General features: G+C 52.2%; 20 protein-coding genes. 12 read left to right on the top strand and 8 right to left on the bottom strand.

Annotated features, from left to right (window positions below; translation table 11 throughout):
• Nucleotides 1–9 precede the first annotated feature (9 nt).
• Together JIN85_RS00920 and JIN85_RS00915 are read left to right on the top strand one after the other, a co-directional pair.
• The gene (locus tag JIN85_RS00920; RefSeq protein ID WP_200266655.1) at nt 10–2457 is read left to right on the top strand and encodes a TonB-dependent hemoglobin/transferrin/lactoferrin family receptor; all 2448 of its coding nucleotides are present in this window, start codon (nt 10–12) and stop codon (nt 2455–2457) included.
• A gap of 187 nt (nt 2458–2644) precedes the next feature.
• Nucleotides 2645–4015, top strand: coding sequence for an MATE family efflux transporter (locus tag JIN85_RS00915; RefSeq protein WP_200266653.1), 1371 nt, complete (start codon nt 2645–2647; stop codon nt 4013–4015).
• On the opposite strand, the gene JIN85_RS00910 is transcribed toward JIN85_RS00915, so the two are convergent.
• A complete protein-coding gene (locus JIN85_RS00910) occupies nt 3972–4439 on the bottom strand; it encodes a hypothetical protein (protein ID WP_200266651.1) in 468 nt (155 codons plus the stop codon). The genes JIN85_RS00915 and JIN85_RS00910 overlap by 44 nt on opposite strands.
• A 187-nt stretch (nt 4440–4626) precedes the next feature.
• Between JIN85_RS00910 and JIN85_RS00905 the strand changes: the two genes are divergently transcribed.
• From JIN85_RS00905 to JIN85_RS00895, 3 genes are all read left to right on the top strand, one after another.
• Nucleotides 4627–5085, top strand: coding sequence for a hypothetical protein (locus JIN85_RS00905; protein ID WP_200266649.1), 459 nt, complete (start codon nt 4627–4629; stop codon nt 5083–5085).
• A 134-nt stretch (nt 5086–5219) separates the two neighbouring features.
• Nucleotides 5220–6152, top strand: a complete 933-nt coding sequence (locus tag JIN85_RS00900) for a DUF808 domain-containing protein (protein WP_200266647.1) — start codon at nt 5220–5222, stop codon at nt 6150–6152.
• 5 nt (nt 6153–6157) lie between these two features.
• A complete protein-coding gene (locus JIN85_RS00895) occupies nt 6158–8077 on the top strand; it encodes a glycoside hydrolase family 16 protein (protein ID WP_200266645.1) in 1920 nt (639 codons plus the stop codon).
• Between the two features lie 258 nt (nt 8078–8335).
• Here the strand turns inward: JIN85_RS00895 and JIN85_RS00890 are convergent, their stop codons facing one another.
• On the bottom strand, nt 8336–8866 hold the full coding sequence (locus JIN85_RS00890) for a hypothetical protein (protein WP_200266643.1): 531 nt from the start codon (nt 8864–8866) through the stop codon (nt 8336–8338).
• 99 nt (nt 8867–8965) lie between these two features.
• Here JIN85_RS00890 and JIN85_RS00885 point away from each other — a divergent pair, with 99 nt between their 5' ends.
• Entirely contained in the window at nt 8966–10342 is a 1377-nt protein-coding gene (locus JIN85_RS00885) for an MFS transporter (protein WP_200266641.1), read from the top strand.
• A gap of 42 nt (nt 10343–10384) precedes the next feature.
• Here the strand turns inward: JIN85_RS00885 and JIN85_RS21840 are convergent, their stop codons facing one another.
• Both JIN85_RS21840 and JIN85_RS00875 read right to left on the bottom strand, forming a co-directional pair.
• Complete coding sequence (locus tag JIN85_RS21840; protein WP_200266639.1) at nt 10385–11029, bottom strand: response regulator; 645 nt, start codon at nt 11027–11029, stop codon at nt 10385–10387.
• 30 nt (nt 11030–11059) lie between these two features.
• A complete protein-coding gene (locus JIN85_RS00875) occupies nt 11060–14737 on the bottom strand; it encodes a chemotaxis protein CheB (RefSeq protein WP_200266637.1) in 3678 nt (1225 codons plus the stop codon).
• A gap of 612 nt (nt 14738–15349) precedes the next feature.
• On the opposite strand from JIN85_RS00875, the gene JIN85_RS00870 reads away from it, so the two are divergent.
• The 6 genes from JIN85_RS00870 to JIN85_RS00845 all read left to right on the top strand — a co-directional run bounded on the left by JIN85_RS00870 (nt 15350) and on the right by JIN85_RS00845 (nt 20501).
• Complete coding sequence (locus tag JIN85_RS00870; RefSeq protein WP_200266635.1) at nt 15350–17002, top strand: putative Na+/H+ antiporter; 1653 nt, start codon at nt 15350–15352, stop codon at nt 17000–17002.
• Nucleotides 17003–17007: 5 nt separating this feature from the next.
• Complete coding sequence (locus JIN85_RS00865) at nt 17008–17610, top strand: riboflavin synthase (RefSeq protein WP_200266633.1); 603 nt, start codon at nt 17008–17010, stop codon at nt 17608–17610.
• An 18-nt stretch (nt 17611–17628) separates the two neighbouring features.
• Entirely contained in the window at nt 17629–18075 is a 447-nt protein-coding gene (locus tag JIN85_RS00860; RefSeq protein ID WP_200266631.1) for a hypothetical protein, read from the top strand.
• A gap of 12 nt (nt 18076–18087) precedes the next feature.
• A complete protein-coding gene (locus JIN85_RS00855; protein ID WP_200266629.1) occupies nt 18088–18534 on the top strand; it encodes a thioesterase domain-containing protein in 447 nt (148 codons plus the stop codon).
• A 70-nt stretch (nt 18535–18604) separates the two neighbouring features.
• Complete coding sequence (locus tag JIN85_RS00850; protein ID WP_200266627.1) at nt 18605–19870, top strand: MFS transporter; 1266 nt, start codon at nt 18605–18607, stop codon at nt 19868–19870.
• Nucleotides 19871–19991: 121 nt separating this feature from the next.
• Nucleotides 19992–20501: a hypothetical protein gene (locus JIN85_RS00845; protein WP_200266625.1), complete on the top strand. Its 510-nt coding sequence runs from the start codon at nt 19992–19994 to the stop codon at nt 20499–20501.
• Between the two features lie 8 nt (nt 20502–20509).
• Here JIN85_RS00845 and JIN85_RS00840 read toward each other — a convergent pair whose 3' ends face one another.
• Genes JIN85_RS00840 through JIN85_RS00825 form a run of 4 tightly spaced genes read right to left on the bottom strand, consistent with a single transcriptional unit; the run spans nt 20510 to nt 24256 of the window.
• Complete coding sequence (locus tag JIN85_RS00840) at nt 20510–21751, bottom strand: VWA domain-containing protein (RefSeq protein WP_200266623.1); 1242 nt, start codon at nt 21749–21751, stop codon at nt 20510–20512.
• A gap of 38 nt (nt 21752–21789) precedes the next feature.
• Nucleotides 21790–22365 carry an RNA polymerase sigma factor gene (locus JIN85_RS00835; RefSeq protein ID WP_200266621.1) on the bottom strand — a complete coding sequence of 192 codons (576 nt, stop codon included), beginning with the start codon at nt 22363–22365 and terminating at the stop codon, nt 21790–21792.
• 1 nt (nt 22366) lies between these two features.
• Nucleotides 22367–23005: a redox-sensing transcriptional repressor Rex gene (locus tag JIN85_RS00830; RefSeq protein ID WP_325107826.1), complete on the bottom strand. Its 639-nt coding sequence runs from the start codon at nt 23003–23005 to the stop codon at nt 22367–22369.
• Between the two features lie 9 nt (nt 23006–23014).
• Complete coding sequence (locus tag JIN85_RS00825) at nt 23015–24256, bottom strand: dihydrolipoamide acetyltransferase family protein (protein ID WP_200266619.1); 1242 nt, start codon at nt 24254–24256, stop codon at nt 23015–23017.
• Nucleotides 24257–24264 lie beyond the last annotated feature (8 nt).

Raw genomic sequence — 24264 nt, 5'->3', positions numbered from 1 at the left:
CATTTCGTCATGATTTCCCCATCGTATCCGCGTTATTTTCTGTATGGAACCATATTCCTGCTAACTTCAATTCCCGGAGGATTTGGTCAAGAAACGCCCCAGGAAAGTGAGCAATCCCAAGAGCCGGACTCCCCCACTCTTCAAACCTTGGAGGATATGATTGTGGTGGCATCGCTCAATCCAGAAAAATGGCTCGATACCAAAGGCACCGTAACGCGGGTGAACAGGAAAACGATGGAAGAAACGGGAGTCCAGGACCTTGGTGGCATCGTTAAATATGATCCAACAGTCGTTGTTCCTTTTGACATGACCACTGGTGATGGTGCCGTCGCGTATGGATCAAGTGGTGCCTCAAGTTTCAATATTCGGGGCATTGAAGGAAATCGAGTTGGCATCGAAGTCGATGGCATTCGTCAACCACCCGAATACGTTTCCACTTCATTCGATGGTGGTTCCGAAACAGGTGCCGGGGGCATGGGGCGCGATTATTTCGACCCTTCCATGTTCCAGTTGGTCGAGATTCTCAAAGGAGGGGCTAGTGCCCTCTACGGTAGTGATGCCATGGGTGGTGTGGTTTCGATGAAAACCCTGGAACCTTCGGACATATATCGGGACAAAAATTGGGGGGGCCTCGCACGAACTCAATATTTCTCCAGTAACGACGGTCTGGCATGGCAACTCGGCGGTGCAGGAAAAAGCGGCCCCGTCGATTATCTCCTCCTCTATGCGGGTCGTGATACCAATGAGACTTCCAACAATGGAAGCATTTCTCCAGATCCAATGTCGCTAAACAGCGACTCCTGGTTAGGCAAAGTTGGTTACGATGCAGGTGATCACGTCATTCAGTTCACTTTCGAGCATTATCATCGGGATGTCTATGCTGACATGCAAAGCGCATTGCATCCGTCGATAGAGATGTTCAATATCTACAAGCAAAGCATTGAAAACTGGCAGGAAGAAGAGAGGAATCGCGCCAGCGTCAAGTGGACTTATCGCCCGGTAGCGAGTTGGATCGACGGAGTCGAAACACAGCTTTATTGGCAAAAAGTAGAATCATCGAGTCATAACATCAGCACCAATCCAAGAACCCTGGCAACGGAGCGGACCGATATCTCTGAGCAATGGCGAGAATGGATCGCCACGACCAACCCAGATCTCATGGTTGATGGAAGAAACCGTGAGCAATGGATTGATTTTATAACCGAAATTTACGGTTTAAATACAGTTGCGAGAAAGTCCATCGACTTGGGTCATACCCATCATTTATTCACAGGCGGCATCGATTTATCACAAGAAGAATCATCGAATCGCTTCGATCGTATCGAAACCAATGGCACAGTCGTACCCGATCTAACGGGTCCCGCAGGAACATTCGAAGAAGAAACGGTCGTAACAGAAACGAATCGGATTTCATTTGCGCCTGCGACAACCACGCGTCTCGGATTATTCTTGCAAGACGAGGCCCAGGTCAGCCCAAAATGGGATTTAACAGGAGGATTGCGGTTTGATTTCTACGATATCAACACAGATCTAACTGAAGATTTCATGCAGCGATTGCAAGACGCAGTCGGCAGCGGAACCATACCGGAAGCAAGCGATGGCTATCAAAACATCACGCTGTCACCCCGGCTAGACATCGCCTATCATACCACTGAAAATACTCGCCTATACGCAGGATACGGAATGGGAGTCCGCAATCCTTCTGCTGAGGAATTGACCATGGTGTTCGATCACCCGTCCAGCAGCTACCAGCAAATCACCATCCCAAACCCTGACTTGCAGGAAGAAGTCAGCCATGCCTTCAAGCTTGGGTATAAAGGTGAAAGCCGGATTGGCCGATTTGGAGCCGAACTTTTTTATACACGTTATCAAGACTTCATCGAAAATAATGTCGTGGTAGATGTCCTTGAGGACGGCAGCGTGATCACCACAGCTGTAAACCGTGGATCAGCTGAAATCTACGGGATAGAAGCATCTGGCGAATGGAATGCTGATTCTTGGAAGCCTGCCTTAAAAGGCGTTACGCTTGGATTAAATGCAGCTTACACCATCGGCAATAATCTAACAACCGATGAACCTATCAATACCGTCGAACCCTGGAAAATCATTGGATATCTAGGCTACGCGGATCCAGAAGGCAAATTTGGCAGCCGACTGATCGGGACTTACACAGGAGCCATGACACGGACAGATGATACCACGATGAATGGTGAAATGTTTCATCCACCCGCCTGGTTCACTTTGGATTTAGTCAGTTGGTGGAAGCCCGTTCCGGATCTCACCTTGAATATTGGAATCAATAATATTTTCGACGAAAAATACTGGAACTGGGGAACTGTCCGGCGTAGCGGTGGCCACCTCGGCCTCGATAGTTTCGGTGGGCAAGCGTCGTCCGTAGATGATCGAACCACGGCACCCGGCAGGAACTTTTTCATTTCTGCAACCTATCAATTTTGAAATAGCGCTGACGGAACGAGATATTTCCTGTTTTCTCGAACGCAAAGATGCAGTTCGCGCGAGAATCTCAGGTTGCTCTAAATAGTCTTGATCGCCACAATTTCCACAAGATCAAGGACAAGGCTCACGAACGATTATCTTGGACATCCGGGCTTCGCGGCCTCACACCTCCGCTGCCTGGCGGCGAATGACCGCCGAACCCATGCATCTGGTCCACGAATCAAAACGCACCCTACGTCTCGCCTTCCCGCTCATCATCGGCCAACTCAGCCAGATGCTGCTCGGAGTGGCGGACACCGTCATGATCGGTAAACTCGGCGTTACCGAGCTCGCTGCGCTCACTTTTGCCAACGCCGTATTTCACGTGCCCTTTGTCTTTGGCATTGGGCTCCTCACCGCCGTTTCGGTTTTTACCTCAAACGCAAAAGGATCGAATGACCCTGAAGCTGCCCGTGCCAGTTGTCGCAACGGAACGTACCTCGCTCTAGCAATCGGCACCCTGTTGTTCGCGGCGGCTTGGCTGATCTCATTGCGACTGGACCTATTCGGTCAACCTGAAGCTGTGACCGCAAGGACGCCTGCGTTTTTCCGAATTCTCATGGCTTCGATCATACCGGGACTGGCCGCTTTGGCTTTGAAAAATCATGCCGATGCCCTGAACCGGCCATGGCCACCGTTCTGGATTTTCATGTCAGGTGTCGCCCTCAATATCGGCCTAAACTGGTTGCTGATCTATGGTCACTTCGGCTTTCCAGCGATGAAACTGACTGGAGCCGCAACAGCCACTTTCATCTCCAGAACACTCGTCTTGATTGCCATGATTGTCTGGTTGCTGCATGCCCACGGCTTGCGGGAATGGGTCCCCTATCGTTGGTTCCGACGGCCGGATTTCACCGCCATACGCCGCCTGCTCGGCATCGGCTGGCCAGCCAGTCTCCACATGCTATGCGAGGTCGCGGCCTTTTCTACCTCCGGCCTTATCATTGGTCGATTCGGCTCCACGCCGATGGCCGCGCATCAGGTAGCCATCACGTGTGCCGCCACCGCTTTCATGATCCCACTCGGTCTATCAATGGCGCTGACCGTCCGTATCGGCGAAGCCAATGGAGCCGGGCTGGATCACCAATTGCGTCCTATCGCCATCTCCGGCTGGCTGCTGGCAACGATCATCGCCCTCATGACGGCAGCCACATTTTTGTTATTTGGGAAAAATCTAACAAGCCTCTTCATTTCTAACAAAGAGGTCATTTCGCTGGCTGCCTCCCTCTTGATCATTGTCGGGATTTTCCAATTGGTCGATAGCCTTCAGGTGGTTTCCGGAGCCATGCTGCGTGGATTACACGATGCCCACGTGCCAGCACTCATGGGGTTCATCTCCTATTGGCTGGTCGGACTTCCACTTGCCATCGCGCTCGGATTTCATTTCCACCTGGGAACCCGCGGAGTGTGGTGGGGTTTGGCAGGAGGCCTCTCGGTAGCCTGCCTCACTTTGGGGCCGCGCTTGTGGCTACGGACTAAACCACCACAAGCCGCCAAGCCACATCCCGCTTCAAGGTGAATGAGCGTTTGGTCGCCAAGCCTTTGGCGACTGAGCCATATTCGGTAGCAACCAAAACCTTTTCGCGCTCCAGCTCCAACGAGACGATGCGAAACATCGGTGCCCGCCGAATTCGGAAATAGCAATGCAGCGGAACATCCGGATGCGACGCATTCCATAAATACTTTGCCGGAGGAAAATCCTCGACCTCGGAAAGTGCCTCCAAAACCTCACGCACCAATCGGCCGCTATGCTGCCTTACCAAACGGCCAACCGCACGCCTTGCCAAGAGGCTCTCCATCAAAGCCGCGGCCGGATTTCGATAATCCTCCTCCATTTCGCCGATCAATTCGCGCGCGTGAATCGCCATCATGGCTTGGAGTTCATCACGTTCGATTTCTCCGCGCTCAAACCGCGAGAACAGTTGGTTAGGAGTTGGGATCATGCTCTTGGAGCATGGACGGAAAAGTGAGCTTCTGCAAGCACCAGCCGCCTTTCGCTGTGCAGGCTCATTGATCCGGCGACGAACGAATCCCGGGAAATGTCGACATCTGTCTTACGGGAATTCACCCATTCAATTGCTTTTAGGCTTCCACCTCAACGATAGCCGCCTAGCGTTCCGCGACGAGAGCATGAAAGGAAACATTGTTTTGGCCATCGCCGGAGGAGCAATCGGTGCCGTTTTAGGAGCGGCTATTTGGACCATGGTCACGGTCTATACAGGTTACCAAATCGGCTACATGGCAATTGGAGTCGGCGCACTGATCGGATTTTTAATCCGACTCATGGGACGCGGACACACGACAGCTTACAGTATGATTGGTGTGGGATTTGCCATCCTTGGATGTGTCGCGGGAAACGTGCTTTCTGGAATCGGATTCGTCGCAAAGGAAAATGGTCTCGGCTTTTTGAATACCTATCTCCATTTCAACTATGCTGCTTCTTACGACGTTCTCGTCGCCATGTTCTCTCCGATCGACATTCTCTTTTATGCGATCGCCATCCGGGCGGCATACACCTATTCCAAAATTCGCGATCCACAATTGCCGGTTGAGACTTCTCAAGCAGAATCCTTCCTCCGTGAGCGCTGACACCTAGACGCGTTAGATCGCTCTCCTGTCAGTCTCTTGATTGTAAATGGATGCCGATCTCGCCTGACAATGCCGGACGACTTTTGTTTTTTGTGACTTGCCCATGACCTAACCATGGAGGACATGATCTTTATATGGCCGCAGGCAGTCTCCTTACCCTTCTCGACGACATCGCATCGATCCTCGATGACGTCTCAATTCTCAGCAAAAAGGCCGCCTCAAAAACAGCCGGGGTGTTAGGCGACGATCTGGCACTCAATGCCGAACAGGTCAGCGGTGTCGTTTCAAAACGTGAACTGCCCGTGGTTTGGGCGGTGGCGAAAGGATCATTCATCAATAAACTCATCCTCGTCCCCCTCGCATTAGTCATCGGGACCTTTGCTCCATGGGGAATCACCCCTCTGCTCATGGTCGGCGGGCTTTATCTGTGTTTTGAAGGTTGCGAAAAACTCCACCATTTGCTCTTTCACCGCCAGCCCAAGGACCATGAAGTTGCCGTCAAGAAGCTGACCCAACTCGAGGAAAAGCCCGAATCAGAATCCGACAAGGTCAAGGGAGCGATCCGAACGGATTTTGTTCTATCAGCCGAGATCATTGCCATCACACTCGGCACTGTGGAAGGTAAGGGATTCCTTCCCCAACTGCTTGTTCTCAGCATCATCGCCGTGGTCATGACCGCTGGGGTCTATGGCTTGGTGGCCGGAATTGTGAAACTTGACGACGCTGGACTCTATCTGAGTCAACGCGATTCATCAGCCGCCCGCAGCATCGGAAAATCGATTCTCTGGTTTGCACCATTTTTGATGAAACTCCTCTCGGTCGCAGGAACTGCCGCCATGTTTCTTGTTGGTGGCGGCATCATCTCTCATGGCATACCTCCCATTCACCACGCGATCGAAGCCATACTGGAATCAATCACCCATGGTGGAGCATCTGCAGTTTGGCTCGCAAAAATAGTTCCACCTTTGTTGAATGGTTTGACGGGCCTAGTCGCAGGCACGGTGGTTTTAGGTTTGATTCTTTCGTTTCGTAAATTGCAACACATCGCAAGACCGTCGCGTAAATAGATTTCATGGTGAAATCGATATGCCGGCGGATCTGCTCGATCTTCCCGATTCTGGTGATTTCCGTCCATTTGGCCAGTGCCCAATCGGACGAATACACCGAATTCAATTATGGCCAGGACACGGGTGGAGAAAACTGGATTCAATCCATTCGAGTATCCAGCCCCGCGTATCGCTCAGAAATTCGCGGCGATGTGCCAATCCAGTTCAAGGCCAGTGGAATGGAGCACGCTTCCGCATTTTGCTGGCAGCAACCCACTTCTCAATTTCCAAATCCATGGGGACACGATCAGAATCTAAGTCCAGATGGGATTCGCTTGGACGCTGGGGGAAACGGCTCATTTGTTTTTCGAGCGGATCAATTTCCCAACGGTCCTATCAATATCCGCATCATGGCCGAAAACGCAGCCGGCAAAAGAGATGTTTGTGAACTTCAACTATTCAATACCGGTGGTGTGAAATGGAATCAGGGAATTCCAAATAACATTCCTGATCCAGCACTAGGCATGGAATTGATCTTCGCCGACGACTTTGATCAAAGTCCGTCCATTTCCAATGACGGCCGAAATGCCACCTACATGGCACACAAGCCGAGATTCGGCGACTTCAGTGGCTGGCCATTCAGTGATGATCTCGAGGATGGCGAACCATTTTCTCAAACTGGCACCTGGCTGAAGATTGCAGCGCGCAAGGATTCACGCTCGCCGCAGGGCCGAACGGGTCTCATTGCCTCCGTAAACATGGATGGCAAAGGTATTTGGGCGAAAGCTCCGTGCTATCTTGAATGCCGTTTTACCGCCCAATCCGCCATCGGTACTTGGCCCGCCTTTTGGACCATCACCCATTTGGATCCCGGCACCCGTGGTGACGAACTCGATATTGTAGAAGCCTATGGCGGTGTCGGAAAAGGCAACCCGAATCATCCTGGCTATTCCATCGTCGGTCACTTTTGGGGTCAATTCAATGCTGACGGCAGCAAAAAAGAGCACCCGAACACGGTAGCAAAAATCATGGAGCTAGGCGGCAAGTCGTATTGGTCCACCACCTTTCACACCTACGGCTGTAAAATCGATCTTCAGGATACCATTTATTATTTTGATAATATTGAAGTGTTTCGCCACCCCACAGGTGAAATATCAAAACAATACCCGCACTGTTTTTTAATCAACTATGCTATCGGCGGCATCAGCGGCTGGAAAATCGATCTCAGCCGGTATCAGGAAGGTTCCGACATGTGGATCGATTACGTGAGAGTCTTTGCGAAAAATCCCGTACCCGACTACACGATGGCTCCGCCTGGAACGATACCCGGACTCATCACGCAAGCGATTGGACTCAATTTTTCAGTTAATGATGACGAATCGACGATCCTGAAATCCACTGACCTAACAGGCGAACCAATGGTTTCGCAAAGAAACTGGAACAATCTAACAGGAGCAAAAGGATCGGTCGATCACGCGATCGACGATCAGGGACAGCCAACACCAACCAAGTTGGAATGGAAAGTCCCTGCTGGAGACAACGATTGGAGATCCAAAACAGGACGAGATTGGGGTTTCAAAAACGAAAATCTGAAACTGCAAAAAGGATACATTCAGGCAGGCGGAACCCTTACGATTCAAAACATCCCCTACAAAAAATACCAAGTTTATGTCTATCTAGGAGCGGACGACAATGGAGGTAAGGGTAAAGTAACACTCACATCGAACTCAAGCAGCTCAAAAACCAGCAAGGATTGTTACTACCAGCTCGGATGGGTGGATGGCCGATTTTCCCAATCCGGTGGAATATCACCGGAGCAAGCCACGATAGGAAACTTCGTCATTTTCCCAGATAACACTTCCAAAGACATCCAAATCGATTGGCGCGGCGATCTCGAAGGCGGCTGGACTGGCGTCACCGGATTACAAATCATCGCCATTCCCTGACAAGATCCGAATGATGATCTTTATCCGGCGGTTGAAACCTAATCACTTTTCATTCCCGGTCCACAAGTTGAGATACTAGATTTCAGATTGCCTCCAAAGCATCCATCAATGAATTCTTCTAGCCAAAAATGGCTTTTGAAAAATCGGCTCAACATCAAATCCTTGACCAAACGATCAATCCATCTGGGCGACTCATCGATCGCCGCCAATGGTTAGGCGGATTAGGACCGACGTTTCAGTGTAAATTTTTCAATTCCATCATGCACCCTGTATGATCGTTAGAAATAATTGAACGACTGCGTAAATATCTAATACGATAATGGTTCGAATGATCCAAATTCCGGCTGTAGGCTTCGGCTTTACAGCATTAGCGAGAATTCGACTGGCTTCCACTGGGCCAACCATGGATTTCAGCATGGTGCGAGTTTGATCGCGCCCACCGAACCAAAGATAATACAAAGATATTAGCGAGAAAATGGGTCCAAACGGCAACCCCCACCAACCAAAAATGGAGGTAACGATCGTAGCGATGATTATGCGTCCCATCGGCCAGTTCGATGAGTTCACATAATGAATCCCTCCCATACTGCGCTGTAATGTTAGAATCAGGATCGAAAGCACATAAGGTATCGTGATCACACGCTCACCTCGTTTTACTCGTTCCAGAAAATCTATCACGTCCGGGTGGAGTGATGCTTCCTCATGCCCACCCGCAGGCACGCCAAATTGAGAAGGAGGAAGCGGTGGCGGCGGAGCAGGAGGAAAAGACGCAGGCGAAGGGGAAAGCATATCAGCAACTACTTTGCGAAATAGCACAGGTCAAGAACAGTGCACAGGAAGCGAGTCATTGGGATTTATGGCGGAATCGATAGCCCTTTGCCCCAAATCATGGGTTGGCACCTCCCGATCTCGCAGCCATCACTCAAATCCCTTGCTTCCACGGAAATTGCCGATCATGAAAGCGGCGGCATGCCGCAACTCCCTGCTTGGTTGGAAAGATACCGCGACTTACCTCGCCCAGTGATTTTATTCGCCAGCGGTCAGTTTCTGATCAATTTGATCACCACTGCGCAATTCTTGCTACTCAATCTTTTCCTCCAGGGTTGTGGCTTGGATGACCCCGCAATCGCAGCGCTCGGCTCCCAGCGATTTCTAGCCACTTTGTTTCTCGCTCTTCCCGCAGGACTTTGGCTGCGTGGCAAACCCTTGAAGACTCCCCTCCTCCTGGGCTCGATTCTATTTCCGGTCTCTGCACTTGTAGCCCTGGAGACGGTCCGTTTGGGAATGATGTCCGCAGCCTCCATCGCATTTCTCTGCATGGGATTCGCCAACTTGTTACTGAACGTCGCAAGTTTGCCGATGACATTGCGATTGGCGCCATCCGAGCAATCGAGCGAAGCACTCAGCCTGCTTTTCGCGACTTGGGCTGGTGCCAGTGTCTGCGGAGGAATTTTATCAACCGCTCTCCAATCATTGGGGCAAATGCAGATCGCAGGCATGACCCTTGTTTTCGATGAGCATGCGACCCTCTTGATACTTACCTTGATTGCATCAGTAGCTCCTTTCGTTTACGCGCGACTGCCAAACCCCGTCGCAAGCCAAAAACCCACCCAGCATTGGTTGCATATTCATCGCGAAGATTGGCCGATTCTCGCCAAGGCTCTAGTTCCGACGCTTTGCATCGCGACTGGCGCCGGATTGAGCATTCAATTCATGAGCTTGTTTTTCCGGCATGTGCACCACCTCAGCTCAAAAGCCTATTCAGGTTTCGGGTCGATCAGCAGTGTGATGGTGTTAATCGCCGGGTTGATCGTGCCCGAGGTGAAACGCAGGCTCGGGTGGAAAGGCGCCATCATCGGGGTGCAATCCATAGCGGTTTTGATTTTGATGGTAATGGGACTTACCGAATTGCTCAAAACGGCCTTCTGGGCACTTCCTCTGGCCGTGTGTTGCTTCATTTTTCGGCAACCCTTGATGAGCATGGCTGGCCCCTCGACCAGTGAGCTCACCATGACCTATGTCGGGGAAAGAAATCGCGAGCTGATGAGTGCCTGCAGCGGTGCGATATGGAGCGGTTCCTGGTGGCTTGCGGCTCGCTGTTTCCAGCTACTACGCACACATGACTTACCTTATTGGCAAATTTTCCTAACAACCGCCGTCCTCTACATCGCAGGAATCATAGCCTACCGGGGGCTGATCCACGCGGTTGAATCGCAGCCATTGAGCAGCTCCCAAGATGACTCTGCTACCGCCGTCGCTGAGTGATGCGCGGCGGTAGCAGACGAGCTGGTGATTCTTCGAAGCGATTTATCCCGCTGAGAGTTCAACCCAAATCACCGCCTCACGCATCAGCCGTGCAGCATCCGCCAAATCCAACTTGGTCTTCATATTCCCACGGTGAGCTTCCACCGTTTTTGGGCTGATATGCAGCTGTTCCGCGATCCGGGCCACGGTGGCACCACGACCGATTAATTCAAAAATCTGCAACTCACGATCGGTCAACCGCTCGATTGGAAGATTTCCAGCTTTTCGCTTTCCTGACAAACTTGCCAGGATATGGGAAGAAACGCGTTGGCTCAGGTAATGATTACCCGCAACTACGGTTTTAATGGCGGTTGCCAAAGAGTCAGCTCCCGAGCCTTTCATCAAATAACCTTTGGCTCCAGCACGCAGGGCACGTTCTGCATAGAGCATTTCATCATGCATGGAAAAGACGAGAATTGGCACATTCGATCCAATCGATTGTAAATCTTTAATAAGCTCCAAACCGCTTTTGTCCGGCAGTGCAATATCCATGATCAACAGATCAGGCTTCAATTGGAGAATGCGTTCGGTTAGACCTGCCGCCACGCTGGCTTCTCCACATATTTCAAATCCTGGCTGACTTTCCAAAAGACGGCGTAATCCCTCCCGCAAGATTGGATGATCATCGATGATAAATACACGTTTCACTGATTTATGATTTTGAGGTTTCGAATGAGTTCATTGAAAGGATTTGGCGCGGGGCGCAGTGATGGTTGCTTTGACTCCACGAGATCGATTTCGTTCGATTTTAAATGCTCCGCCCAACATTTCCAGGCGTTCGCGCAGACCTAAAAGTCCGAATCCTGAGGCTGCACGGGACTTCAATCCCGTGGCGCCGGTTTGAAAACCAACGCCATAATCTTGAACAAGCACGCACAGTTCAGACTCGCCCACTTTATAAAGATCAACGGTCGCCTCCAGAACGCCCGAATGTTTCACGACATTGAAAAGCAGCTCCTTGACCGATAGAAATATCAGATTCCTCAGATTCTCGCCCTCAGCGTCAAGAGACATATCAAGATGCAAATCAACCTTCAGATGATAGCGATCCATCAACCATATCTTGCATAGCCACTCCAAGGCTTTGGGAAGGCCTTCAGACAGAATCGGAGGAGAAAGTTCAATTGCCAGTGATCGTGAACAGGCCAGTGCCTCATCCATCAGTTCGACCAATGAAGTGACTTCAGGCGAACGATCACCAGGACACTGCATATTTAAAGATTCCGCGCGCATTTTAGCAGCAACCAGCATTTGCTGAAGACCGTCATGTAAAACATGAGCCATGCGCTTTCGTTCGCGTTGCTCGGCGAACGTCAGTTCTGCCGCCATTTTTCCCAGTTGCCGGACTCGTCGTTGCAACTCTGCGGTGCGCTCCTCAACCCGATGTTCCAATTCATCCCGGGCTTTCTCCAAATCTCTAACTGCCTGATTCCTTTCGGTGACATCCTGGGCAATCGCCGTTGCCGCCACAATCTCGCCGGCCTCATTTCTCATCACAGCTGCCGATAGAGAAACATCAATCAGCTTCCCGTTCTTGCACCGACGAATGGTCTGAAACTGATCTATGGCCTCTCCGTCGCGCAACTTTTCGAGCATGTCAATCAACTCAGCTTGATATTGCTTCGGAGCGAGAATCGACTGCTCTCGCCCTACGGTTTCCTCTGCTGTATAGCCGAAAATTCGTTCCGCCCCGCGATTCCAACTGATGATTTTGCCATCCATATTGAAACTGAAAATCGCATCATTGGAAGACTCGACGATCGCAGACAGCCAGCGATGAGCTTCCTCGGCTTTTTTCCGTTCCGTGATATCCACGCAAGTGATGACCACCCCGGCGATCAGATCTTCTGTCGTTCGATATGGAAATAGTCTGACCAAAAACCAATGACCGCGCAAATCTCTCGCTTCACGTTCAATCAAGGATAAGGACCGTAGAACATGAGCTGCGTCTGAATGAATTTCAGGATATTCCAATTGATGGGTCAGTTCACAAAATGGCCGACCTATATCAGATTGAGGAAAGTCAAAAATACCAGTGGACGACGGGGTTGAACGGCTGACGCGTAATTTGGTATCCAAAAACAATTTGGCAATTTTGGTAGACGCCATCAAATTTTTCAATTCGATGTTATTCCGCTTCAAATCATCCAGCTTTTTCTTCAACTCCCGATTTGCAGATGCGATTTGCTTGTTCGCGCTTTTCAACGAACGAATCTGTCTAGTCTGCTTCTCAGTAATCTCATGATTCTGCTGCTGGCAGGGTTCAGCAGTCTGAGTCGGCCGACCAATTTGAGATGATATCATTGGCTGAACGAATTCAACACTCGGCCAAGCCGTCAATGCAGCCCCCAGCTCCCGGAACGCCACCAAACGGAATCCTTTCATCGCTGGTTGCGTCGGATGAACTGCGATCTCTATCCAAATGCGATTTCCGTTCTCATAATATTCTGCATTTGAGAGAATTAATTTCTTTTCAGTCTGCTCTGCACGATGGAGAGCCTCTGCCAAATTCGCCCGTATTTCGGGACGGATATCTTGCAGTAAATTCCCACTTTCACGCCCGCTCTTCCGCTGCAGAAACTTGATTGCTTTTTTAGACCTATTGACGATCCGGTAATCCGGTCCGATGATCATGATGGGTGGTGTTAACTGCTCAATGATATCCGGAGTCAGGGAATTCTCGGCGTGTGGTGAATTCATCAACCCATCAACCGACTGATATTCCGTAGCCCCGTTCTCAGAAACTCCAGTTGTTTCACAAAGGATTGGGAAATTGTTTCGGGACGCCTGAGCGTTCATCCCGCCTTGATTGATTTCCTCGCATCGACTGAATGAATGGGTGTCCCGCTCCATACGAATCGCTTCGCGGTTCATCGATTCCGCAAATTCGTCCGTTTTACTGTGAGGAATTAATTTCCCGCCAAGACGCAGTGCATTACGGAGAATCGCCATTATCTGCTCTGAAGGTCCTTCTACGTATCCGAGTACGAGATCGTAGCATGATATCAGATCCATCTGTGAAAATGGTGGCTCAATGAATAGATCATGGCGCGCAAACAAAACCATATCACGGATCGATTTCTTGACTCGAAATCCATTATTGCATCGTTCAAAATATTGTTGGATCTGCTCTGCACAAAAATCGAGACCTGGCATTTCCATATATCTCCCTTCACGCGCAAAGTTGAGTGCAGCCTGGTCTAGATCCGTTGCAAATACCTGGATGGACGGAGGTTGCTCCAATTTCGCTGCATGACCGCTTAATAACATGGCAACCGTGTAAGCTTCCTCACCGGTATAACATGCGGGTACCCAAACGCGGATGGTTCGTCCTGAATGATTTTCGATCATGCCGGGAATCTGAATTTCAAGTGACCGAATGAATTCTTCGGCATTGAAATAGTTCGTGAAGCCGACCAACAAATCTCTCAATAATGCCGTAGTTTCCGCGGGTCGCTGTTTGAGCATCTCAAGATATGCCAATCCATCTTGAGCTTTATTGAGCCATATCCGCCTGCTCACACGTTGCCTGATATGATGTTGCTTGCAACGGCTGAACTCGAGGCCAATCCGGTCTTTCAAATACATCAGAATTCGCCAGATAACGTCATCATTCCCATCACTGCTTGCGAAATCATGATCAGCCCCTTTGCCGATGCGATCCGCAGTATAGAGCTCATTCTGGCCTTGTTTAAATTTCAGCAACAGATCTGGCATATCCGCCACTTTCACAACGCGATCGACCATCCCCGTCGCTATGGCAGCCCGGGGCATTCTCGCATGTTCCGCTTCGGAGGGATCTTGGCAGATCGTCAATCCACCACGTTCTTTGATTCTTTTCAAACCAATCGAGCCGTCGTCTTGTGCTCCTGAAAGAACAATTGCAACGGACCGGTGGCGGTGGGCATCCGCCAAAGCCCGAAAAAATAAATCCAAGGTCATGTGACTGCCCTCGGGCCACTTCATGTCGTTGACTTGAAGTAAATCATTTTTGATCGATACGTAGCTACCGGCTGGCACCACATAAACATGATCCGGCTCTAACACCGCTGAATCCTTCACCAGTCGCACCGGCATGGCAGTGAAACGCCGGAGCCCTTCAACAAACGGGCATTCCGCTTCAAAAGCTCCATGAGCCACAACGATGAAAGTCAACCCCGTCGGAGTCTCCAAGGTGGACAGTAATTCTTGAAGAGGTAACAGCCCACCCTCTGAGCCACCAATGCCAACGATGGAAACCGTTAGATTGCGATCAAATCGCGCAGGATGAGTTGTTTCCGGGAATGCAAGCTGTGCACGGGAGCCTTTCCAGCTGCTGTGGAGACTTTCATCATTCTGTTCGCTATTTATGGCCATACCCGCAGGACTGATTGTTAGATTGCTGCAAATACTGGTCGAACAAACACTCGTATACAAGGTACTGTAAGACCGCCTGTAACCCCTCTAATTTCAAACCATTCGGACTTTCAGACTATCTGAATCGAAAAAGATCCGACCATATTGAACAGTCGAATTTCTGCGAATTGGTGACCATTCCTTACAAATGTCTATCAGCTTCGAAATGGCTGTTAGACCTATCTGCCCACATTTTCCAAGAACCATGATACCACTTGAAACTTGGTTCTCTATCACCCAGCTAACATTCGCTGACAAATTACCAGATCGCTCCATTCTTCGCTCCAGCCCTAGGGCTGAAATACAAGATGAAGTATGCCGAAATGATATCCGCAGTTGGGGGGAACACTGATCAAATGTCATGCATCTAACATGCAACATCACAAACTATCTTACAATCGGTTGAAATCCTGAGTGAAAATAAGCGTTTCACTTACAAGCCAAGAAAATAGCAACCATTCCCAACATTTCGGCTCCATCTCGGTTTGTGCTCGTCGCTGAGTCTGCCGGTCCGGTTTGCCTTGCCCTTTCCTACCCTTGCTCGTATGAAACCCGTGGGAATTCCCTGACACCATGACGAAACGCTTTCTCCTGCTCCTCGCCACTCTCTTTCTCACGTTCCACTCACCGGTCCGGGCAGCCGAATCTCATCTTGCTGAGCCGGCCTTCGTGACAGAAATGAGTCACTTCAATGAGTTGGAAAAAGCCAAAGGCCTGGATAGCATCGGGGAACGCCTCGCCTTCCGTGCCAAGGAACAGCCGTTTCTGTTAGTCGCAACGATCATTTTCCTGCTCGCCATCGTCCACACTTTCTTCGCGATTCCGATCACCAAGCGCGCGCATCACGTGCAACACGAGCATGATGCGAAGATTCGCCGGCTCAAAGCCGCAGAAGGAGAAGCGGCGGTAGCGGGAGATATGGTCAGTTTCAAGGCCACCGCCCTGCATTTCCTAGGCGAGGTGGAAGCCATCTTCGGCATCTGGGTGCTCGTCCTGATCGTCGCGATGTTTGGCTACTACGATCTCAATACGGTGAAGGCTTACTTCATGGGGGTCAATTACACCGAACCCCTATTCGTCATCATCATCATGGCGCTGGCCTCCACCCGCCCCATCCTGCGTTTCGCTGAATCCTGCCTCAGTGGATTCGCCCGGATCGGCAAACAAACTCCTGCGGCCTGGTGGCTCTCCATCATGATCGTCGCCCCGCTTCTCGGCTCATTCATCACGGAGCCAGGAGCCATGACCATCGCAGCCATGCTGCTGGCGAAAAAGTTCTACAGCCTCAAGCCATCTCCAAAGTTCGCCTATGCCACTCTCGGTCTGCTCTTTGTGAACATTTCCGTAGGTGGAGTTCTGACCAACTTTGCCGCTCCGCCTGTTCTGATGGTCGCGCAAAAGTGGGGTCTTACCACCTTTGAGATGCTTTTGCACTACGGTGACAAAGCAGTCTTCTCCATCGTGGTTTCCAGCACGATCTATTACCTGTTTTTCCGCAAGGAACTCGGCCAAATGGCATCACGCGCGGGTGATCACGATGGTGATGGCAAAGGCGATCTGATCGTCAAGGAGCGCCGGGTTCCTCCGTTTGTCATCATCACTCACCTCGCGTTCATGGCGTGGACTGTAGCGTTTTCCCACTACCCACCACTCTTCATTGGCGGCTTCTTATTCTTCCTCGCCTTCTCCCAAGCCACGGCGCACCACCAACACGACATCAATCTGCGCGGCCCCATTTTGGTCGGTTTCTTCTTGGGCGGTCTGGTGATCCACGGTGGACTGCAGGGCTGGTGGCTTGCCCCGATCATTTCCAGCCTGAAGGAATGGCCACTCTTTATCGGCTCCACGATCCTCACCTCTTTCAACGACAACGCCGCCATCACCTTCCTCGCCAGCCAGGTGGAAGGGCTTTCGCCCCACTTGAAATACGCGGTGCTCGCGGGTGCCGTCACCGGTGGTGGCCTCACGGTCATCGCCAATGCTCCGAACCCTGCCGGACAGGCCTTGCTCGGCCGTTTCTTCGGTGATGGTGTATCCCCCGGAAAACTGATGCTCGGTGCCCTGATCCCTACCATTCTGGTGGCCACCTGCATGATGTTCTTCCCAGACCGGGGCATTGACAAAATGTTCGAGCCAGTCGAGGGCATGGAAGCCACGCACGAAACCAGTGCTACGGCTGAACCCCCTACTCCGGAGGTTAAAAACCTTCAGCCCGAACACCCGTAATTGCCATGTTCACCGGTCTTGTCGAAGCCACCGGCCGCGTTCTCAGTCTCGTATCACTGGGCGACCAAGCCAAACTCACTCTGGATATCCCGTTTTCCCAGGAACTAGCCTTGGGAGACTCGGTCGCGGTCAATGGCTGCTGCCTCACAGTCTCCTCGTTCGAAGAAACAGGAGTCGCGTTTGACTTGTTAGCCCAGACTTTGAAAGTCACCTCCCTCGGTCATCTAACCACCGGTTCCGTGGTCAATCTGGAGCGAGCACTCCGTGTTGGCGATCGGCTTGGCGGGCATTTCGTCCAAGGCCACGTCGATGCGACCGGCAGCATCGCCTCCATCGAACCCAGCGGAAACGATCACCGACTGGAAATCAGCCTCCCCCCCGAAATCCACCGCCTCTGCATCGACAAAGGCTCACTGGCGATCGATGGGATCTCTCTGACCATCGCCGAGCTTCTGCCGAACTCGGCGGTTTTCTGGATCACCCCGCACACGTGGGATCACACTCACCTGCGCGCCGCCAAATCCGGCCAACCGGTAAATCTCGAAGCCGATCTTTTGGCAAAGCACGTCGATAAACTGCTGGCCGCCGGGATCGCGAATCGTGGCTAATCTCAGTTCAAAAGTCTCATGGTTGTTTTTGGCCTCATTGCCTTGCTGATCGTGCTGGTCCTGATGGGTGTCGGGATCGCGATTGGCTTGTTTGCGTGCCTCATCCTCTCCGCCCTGATGGCGCTTGGCGTGATCTCCTCCTCATTGGTGATCGGCTTCAAAAGCGGCAAATATTCCCATGGAATCCGTGCCTTTTTTCTGCAATGCGGAGTTGTCGCCGGATTGCCTGCTGGCTGCGTGTGCACTTGGCTCGCCGTGAAAATTTTCGATATTCCCATCCAATCTTGGATCGCGATTGGCGCGGGCGCGCTCGCCGGAGCTCTTGCCGGATTGCTGACAGGACTAGTTCTGGATCAACTGTTTCGACTTTTCATTCAACAACTGCGCAAGCAAGTGGCAGCCCGGAAAATGAAGCGTCTTCCAAACGTTCCAAAGGATGCCATTGATGCGCAGCCCCTGCCTTGATTCACGATTCCGATGACTCCCACCGATTCGAGCTTGGAGCTGCAGAAATTCCTGCATGAGAAAATCCCGCTTTCTCGTGCCATGGGCGTCCAAGTGGTGGCAGTCAACGATACGGAACTGACTCTCTGTGCTCCCTTGGAGCCAAACCATAATCACCTGGGCACCGCATTTGGTGGCAGCCTGAGTGCCTTGGCAACCCTCGCCGGCTACACATTCCTTTGGATCGCTCTTGGCGATCGAGATGCCCACATCGTGATCCGGGACAGCACCATCTCCTACCAAAAACCCGTGCGCGGCGAACTACGCGCGACTTGCCTGGCCCCAGATCCAAAGAAACTGGCGAAATTTCTCAAAATCTTCCACCAAAAGGGCAAATCCCGCATCAAACTCACGGTTTTGATCGAGGAAAATGGTGAAACGGCGGTCACTCTGACCGGCACTTACGTTGCCTTGAGATGAAAGTGATAGGGGCTTTCCTGTCATTTTTGTCGGCTTGCGCCCCCACATTTTCACGGCTTTACTCCCGCCAATGAATCAACACGCCTTGGCGGACCCTGGCCCGGTGAAGAAACGGGAAATTTTCGGATGGTGCTGTTTCGATTTCGCCAACTCCTCGTTCACCACGGTGATCATCACGGTGATTTACGCGGTTTATTTCGAGAAAATCGTCGCTGGAGGATCTCCCAGCGCTGCCGCCTGGTGGGGCTTCGCCCTTTCTTCCTCTCAAGTTGTTGTCATTCTACTATCGCCATTGATTGGAGCGATGGCTGACGTCAAGGCCCGCAAAAAATCCTATTTGATGATGACATCGGTGGTCTGTTCTTTGGCCACGATGGCACTTTACTTTGTTGGACCGGGCGAAATCTGGCCTGCTTTGATCACCGTCGTGATCGCCAACATTGCGTTCTCCCTGAGCGAAAACCTCTGCGCGGGATTTTTACCGGAAATCAGTACTCCGGAAACATCAGGAAAAATTTCCGGCTACGGATGGAGTTTTGGCTATTTCGGCGGATTACTCAGCCTTGTCATCGCGCTTGCGATCGTAAAAAGCGGCGATGGCAGGGTGCCGTGGACCTTCGTCATGACCGGGCTGTTCTTCATGTTAGCCAGCCTTCCTACACTTTTCTTTCTCAAAGAGCGGGCCAAGCCTCATAACCTGGCCCCGGGAGAAACGGTTTGGTCAGCTGGCTGGAAGACCAACGTCGGCTCCCTCGGAGTTTTACGCCAACACCGCACACTCTCGATTCTGTTCCTTTCGCTAACGCTTTTTACCTCCGGCTTAGTCGCAGTTGTCGGGTTTGCCTCAATCTTCGCCAAAAAGGTTTTAGGCATGGCCGATGAAGAGATCATCGGACTGTTTGTTGTTCTACAGCTTGCAGGCGCAGCGGGCGCTTTTGGCTTTGGATTTTTGCAGGACAAAGCGGGTGCAAAACCTGCCTTGATCATTTCCCTCATTCTATGGATCGGCATCTGCGTCTGGGCTGCACTCTGTCAGACGAAAGTTGAATTCTACGTCATTGGTATTCTGGCGGGAATTGCAATGGGGTCGTTGCAATCCGCAGGTCGGGCAGTGGTTTCCACACTCACACCCGACGGCCGAAGCGGCGAATTTTTCGGCTACTGGGGATTTTTTACCAAACTTGCCGGCGTGATTGGCACCCTCGTTTTTGGTTGCCTTGCATGGGCATTCGGCTACCGGATCGCGATTGGCATCAATGGCTTGTTTTTCCTTTCCGGCCTTCTGATCCTTCTACCGCTGAATCTCCGGACTCCAGCGCGGCAGCCGATTGAATGATTTGAGCGAATGGCAGAAGGCCCATTCCTGAAATCTCTCGAGCCAAACGACCACTCCAAGAAGCGGCAAACCGGGACGAACATGGGCACTGGCATATCGCTTGCTAAAAGGCCGCTGTCTTATGAATTCATCCAATCTCGAACGCTATCTCAACGACCATTTAGCCGGTGCCACTGGCGCACTACAATTGTTGGAAGATCTCGCGAATCGGAAAAATGCTCCGGATGACACTTCATTCTATCGCAACCTGCGACTGCAGGTGAAATCAGATTTCGATCAACTCACGCGTTTACTCAAAACGCTGAACATGAGCCAGAACCGGCTCGCCCAAGCCAGCGGTGATTTGTCGATGAAAGTTGGACGCCTGAAGATGATGTGGGACGGTCTCAACCCGCCCGAGCTTGGATTTATGGAAGCGCTTGAGATGCTCGAACTTGGGATCTGCGGCAAAAAATTGCTCTGGGTCGCCTTGCAGGAAATCCAACCTCATTGTCCGGCAATCGCCGATGTGGATTTTTCGAGCTTGATCGAATCAGCCAATACCCAGCGCGAAGAGCTCGAGATTCGCCGCTTGAAAGTCGTGGAACCCACGTTGCTTGAGTCAGACGGTAAAACCACTCTGCCCAACTAAGCGGTGGCTCACAGGCTCAGTGAGCGATCGATCAATTCCAGAAAACTGTATCGTTCCGGGGAAATGGATTCCGAGGCGACCTCACGGGCCATCGCCGCCACGATTTCAGTGTCGATGATCCCCCGTTGATCGCCAGCCAACCATTGCCCGTAAGTGCAAACCAGAGCCGCAAATCGGGCATCGTCCGAAGGTTCATTTGATGGATTGAAAACCATCGGCACCGCTGGAGCGCTCTCGTGATCGACGGTCCAATCCAATGTTCCGAAATTTTTCGCCACCCCCTGCGGCTCAATCACCAAGGCCAGCGTCACCATCGATTTCGCAGGAACCTGGGTTGTCATCGGAAGATCCTTCCCCTCACCCGACATCGGCGAATAGCCGAGCAAGCGATAATGGGAAACCATCGTCGGGTCCGCCCGGAAACTCGCCGTGACTTCATGATTGGCATTCGGCGCACCGCGCAACGATACAATCAGGAGAACGGCGGATGGTTTCCATGGGCAGGAAATGGCTTCGGCCGACAAGGAAACCCCCTTGGCGATGGCGGCACTTCCCGCTGGTAACAACTCGAATGCGTTCAGAAACTCTTCGATCCGAACGGAATTAACCGGCGGCAATTTGCTGTTTTGGTGAATGAAATTGCTCACCCAATCGAGGCTCGTATGACCGGAACGAATCGGCAACGACAGCACTGGCGATTCGCTGGCAGCGATTGGGTTGCGAAAAAGAAGCGGCGGAAACTCAGCCTCATCCGGGCGGTTTTCCAAGACTGGCGCTGCACTGAATCCACTGGGATTGTCCGGGCCAATGGCAAATTTCGGCAAGGCGGGTGCAGCAACGGATTCGTCTGGAGTAGAGGCTTCTGGCGATCCGGATGAAGCCACCGGTTGATCCTTCGATCCGCCGAAAATCACGGCTCCGAGAATGACGACCACAGCGACCGTTCCCAATGCAATCAGCACGGGTTTGATCGGAAACTTTCGAACGGCTACCGGTGCGGGTGTGAGCTTCCGCGTCCGGTCGGCCAGGACCGCGCTCCGCCGGACAGCATCCTGCTGATCCGCGTGCAATTGATAATCATTCCGCATCAGGGAATCCCCGATCAATTCGCGAATATCATCAAATTTCGACAAAGCGGCCTGCAGCTTCGGGTCTTCAGCTACAGCCTTCTCAACGGCTGCGGCTTCTTCAGGCGACAGTTCTCCTAACAGATAGGAGGTGAGGCGTGGATCTTCCGGAGTCAGTGTCATGGGCGAAACATGGGCGATGATTGATGATAAACCATGTTTCAGATTTTCAAATCGTTAGGCAGCAATTCTCCCATCCTTTTCAGGCCTGCGTGCAGATGGACTTTTGTTTGGGAGGAGGACAGTCCGGTGATTTTGGAAATCTCCAGAGCATTCATCCGTTGCTGGCAATGAAGAATGAGAACCTCCCGCTGTTTGATCGGAAGTTGATCGAGAAGCTGCATGATTTTGGTGAATCGCTCGTCTTGCAGAAACTTTTCATCTGCCGACAAATCCGGTCCGGCAACCCGCTGCCATCGGATCTCGTCCGGTGGCTGGCTAGGCTTTCCTTTCTGTGAAACCTGTAATGCCGCATCCCGGCCATTGATCAAAAGCCAGACTTTGAGATCGGTTTTTACTTTCGAAAAATCCTGCTGGCACAGGCGAATGAACGTGTCGCGAACGACAACCCGCGCACGCTCCGGGTCGCGCACAATCGTGATGACGTAGCTGATCAGCGCCGCCTGATATTTCTGCAGCGCAGCGCCGACAAATGCCTCGACGGAAATCTCCGTTTCCTTCGCGGGCGGAGCGCTGGAGCTTGCCGTTTTCTGGGGCTGGCCGGGGGACTTTTTCATATCAGCGGATGAAATATCCGAGATGTTCCAGCTCAAGTGCAAGATCGACGTTGTTCACCGTCACTTCTTCGGTCACCTCCAGAACGATGGGTGAGAAGTTGAGAATGCCTTGGACCCCGGCGTTGACCAGTCGATTGGCAATGGACTGCGCCGCCTCCACCGGCACGCAGAGGATGGCGAGTTTGATGGCGCGTTCCTCGATGAACTCCTCCAGCCGGTCGATCGAAATCACGGGAATCATCACCCCCCGGGCAATCGCCGCCTCAGGCATCGAGTCAAACGCGGCGACCACTTCGAAACCTTCGCGACCGAAACCTTGATAACGCAGCAAAGCCGAACCCAGATTACCCGCTCCGACCAAAATCACCGGCTGCAAGTGCTCGCGACCGAGCGTTTCACGGATGATGTTGGAAAGGATTTCTACCGGGTATCCCAAGCCACGGGTGCCGAATTGGCCGAAATAGGCGAGGTCCTTGCGCAGTTGCGCCGGTTTCACGCCAGCAGCCCTGGCAAGAGTCGTGGAGGAAACGGTCTCGACGTTGTTATCGTGCAGTTTTTGAAGACACCGGTGGTAAATCGAAAGGCGATAGATCGCCTTTTTCGGGATATCGATTTTACCAATTTTGTCCGGGTTTTCCACGAGATCGGCTTAAAGGGATTCCGGGTGTTGTAGCAGTTCGCAAACCCGTTTGAGCAACAAACCTGCGCCACCGCCATCGACGACGCGGTGATCGAAGGTGAGAAACAACCCGGCCTCGGTCGCAGGTAGGAACGCTTCCACCTGATCGCTCCAGACCGGTTTCTTCACCCCTGCCCCGATTCCTAAAATCAGGGTTTCATTGGGCAGCGGGATCGGCATGCCGGAAGTGAGTCCAAAGGTGCCGAAGTTGGTGACGGTCGCGATACCACCCTTGGTATCCGCCTCGGTGAGTCGTCGGCGGCGGGCGCGATCGACCAGATCATCGTAAATCGCAACGAGGTCTTTCAGCGGCAATTGGTCCACCTTGCGCAAAGTTGGAACCACCACTCCGTCATCGACTTGAACCGCCACCCCGATATCAAATGACCGTGGATGGACGATTTTTTCGCCGATGAAATAACCGGCGGTTTTCGGCTGCTCCGCCAGCGCCAAGGCAAACGCACGCAACAAGTAAAGAGTGAGGCCCGGTTTCGGGGATTGGGCCCGGCGATGATCCAGCACCCGATCCAGCAAGACTGGAATGCCGACATTTGCCAGCGGGCGGGTCCAACTGCGGCGCATCGCATCAGCCACCGCCAATCGCATCGGCGAGGCGGTCGAGCTTGGCCAATCCTGAAGATAGTCCAGGAAACGCTCCAAATCTTCAACGGTTACGCGACCGCCTGCTCCGGTTCCGACGACTGCGGAAATGTCCGCCTCCCGCAGTCCCATGTCGTCCATCCGGGCGCGCATGCGCGGCGAAATGTAATGCGCACCCATCGTTCCGGTCGGCACTGGCAAGCCCTTCACCGATGGCACGACTGCAGGCGCTTCCTCGTAGTCATCACCATCCACGGCGAAGTGGAGGTTGCTTTCCTTCGAATCGGAGGCCGCAGCTGACTGGCTGGGCATGCTGCGCTTCGCTTCCAGCGACTCCATCGTGTCCACGCCGGTGCGCGTCACCTCTTCCTCCGTCACTTCGAGTAAACCAAGAATACTGCCCACGGCGTAGGATTCGCCCTCAGTGGCACGGATTTCCGCAACGATGCCATTGCAGAGCGTGGTGACGCTCATCACGGCTTTGTTCGTTTCCACCTCAATGACTTCCTGGTCCGCCCAGACTTCGTCGCCCACCTTGACGTGCATTTGGACGACGGTCGCCTCGGCAATGGACTCGCCGAGCTGGGGCATGAGGATGGGAACGGTGGGCATCGCGAAAA

Origin of the sequence: Luteolibacter pohnpeiensis (assembly GCF_016595435.1) — a bacterium.
Taxonomy (GTDB): domain Bacteria; phylum Verrucomicrobiota; class Verrucomicrobiia; order Verrucomicrobiales; family Akkermansiaceae; genus Luteolibacter; species Luteolibacter pohnpeiensis.
The sequence above is the reverse complement of the archived record's forward strand: the minus strand, read 5'-3'. Positions and strand labels throughout refer to the sequence as shown.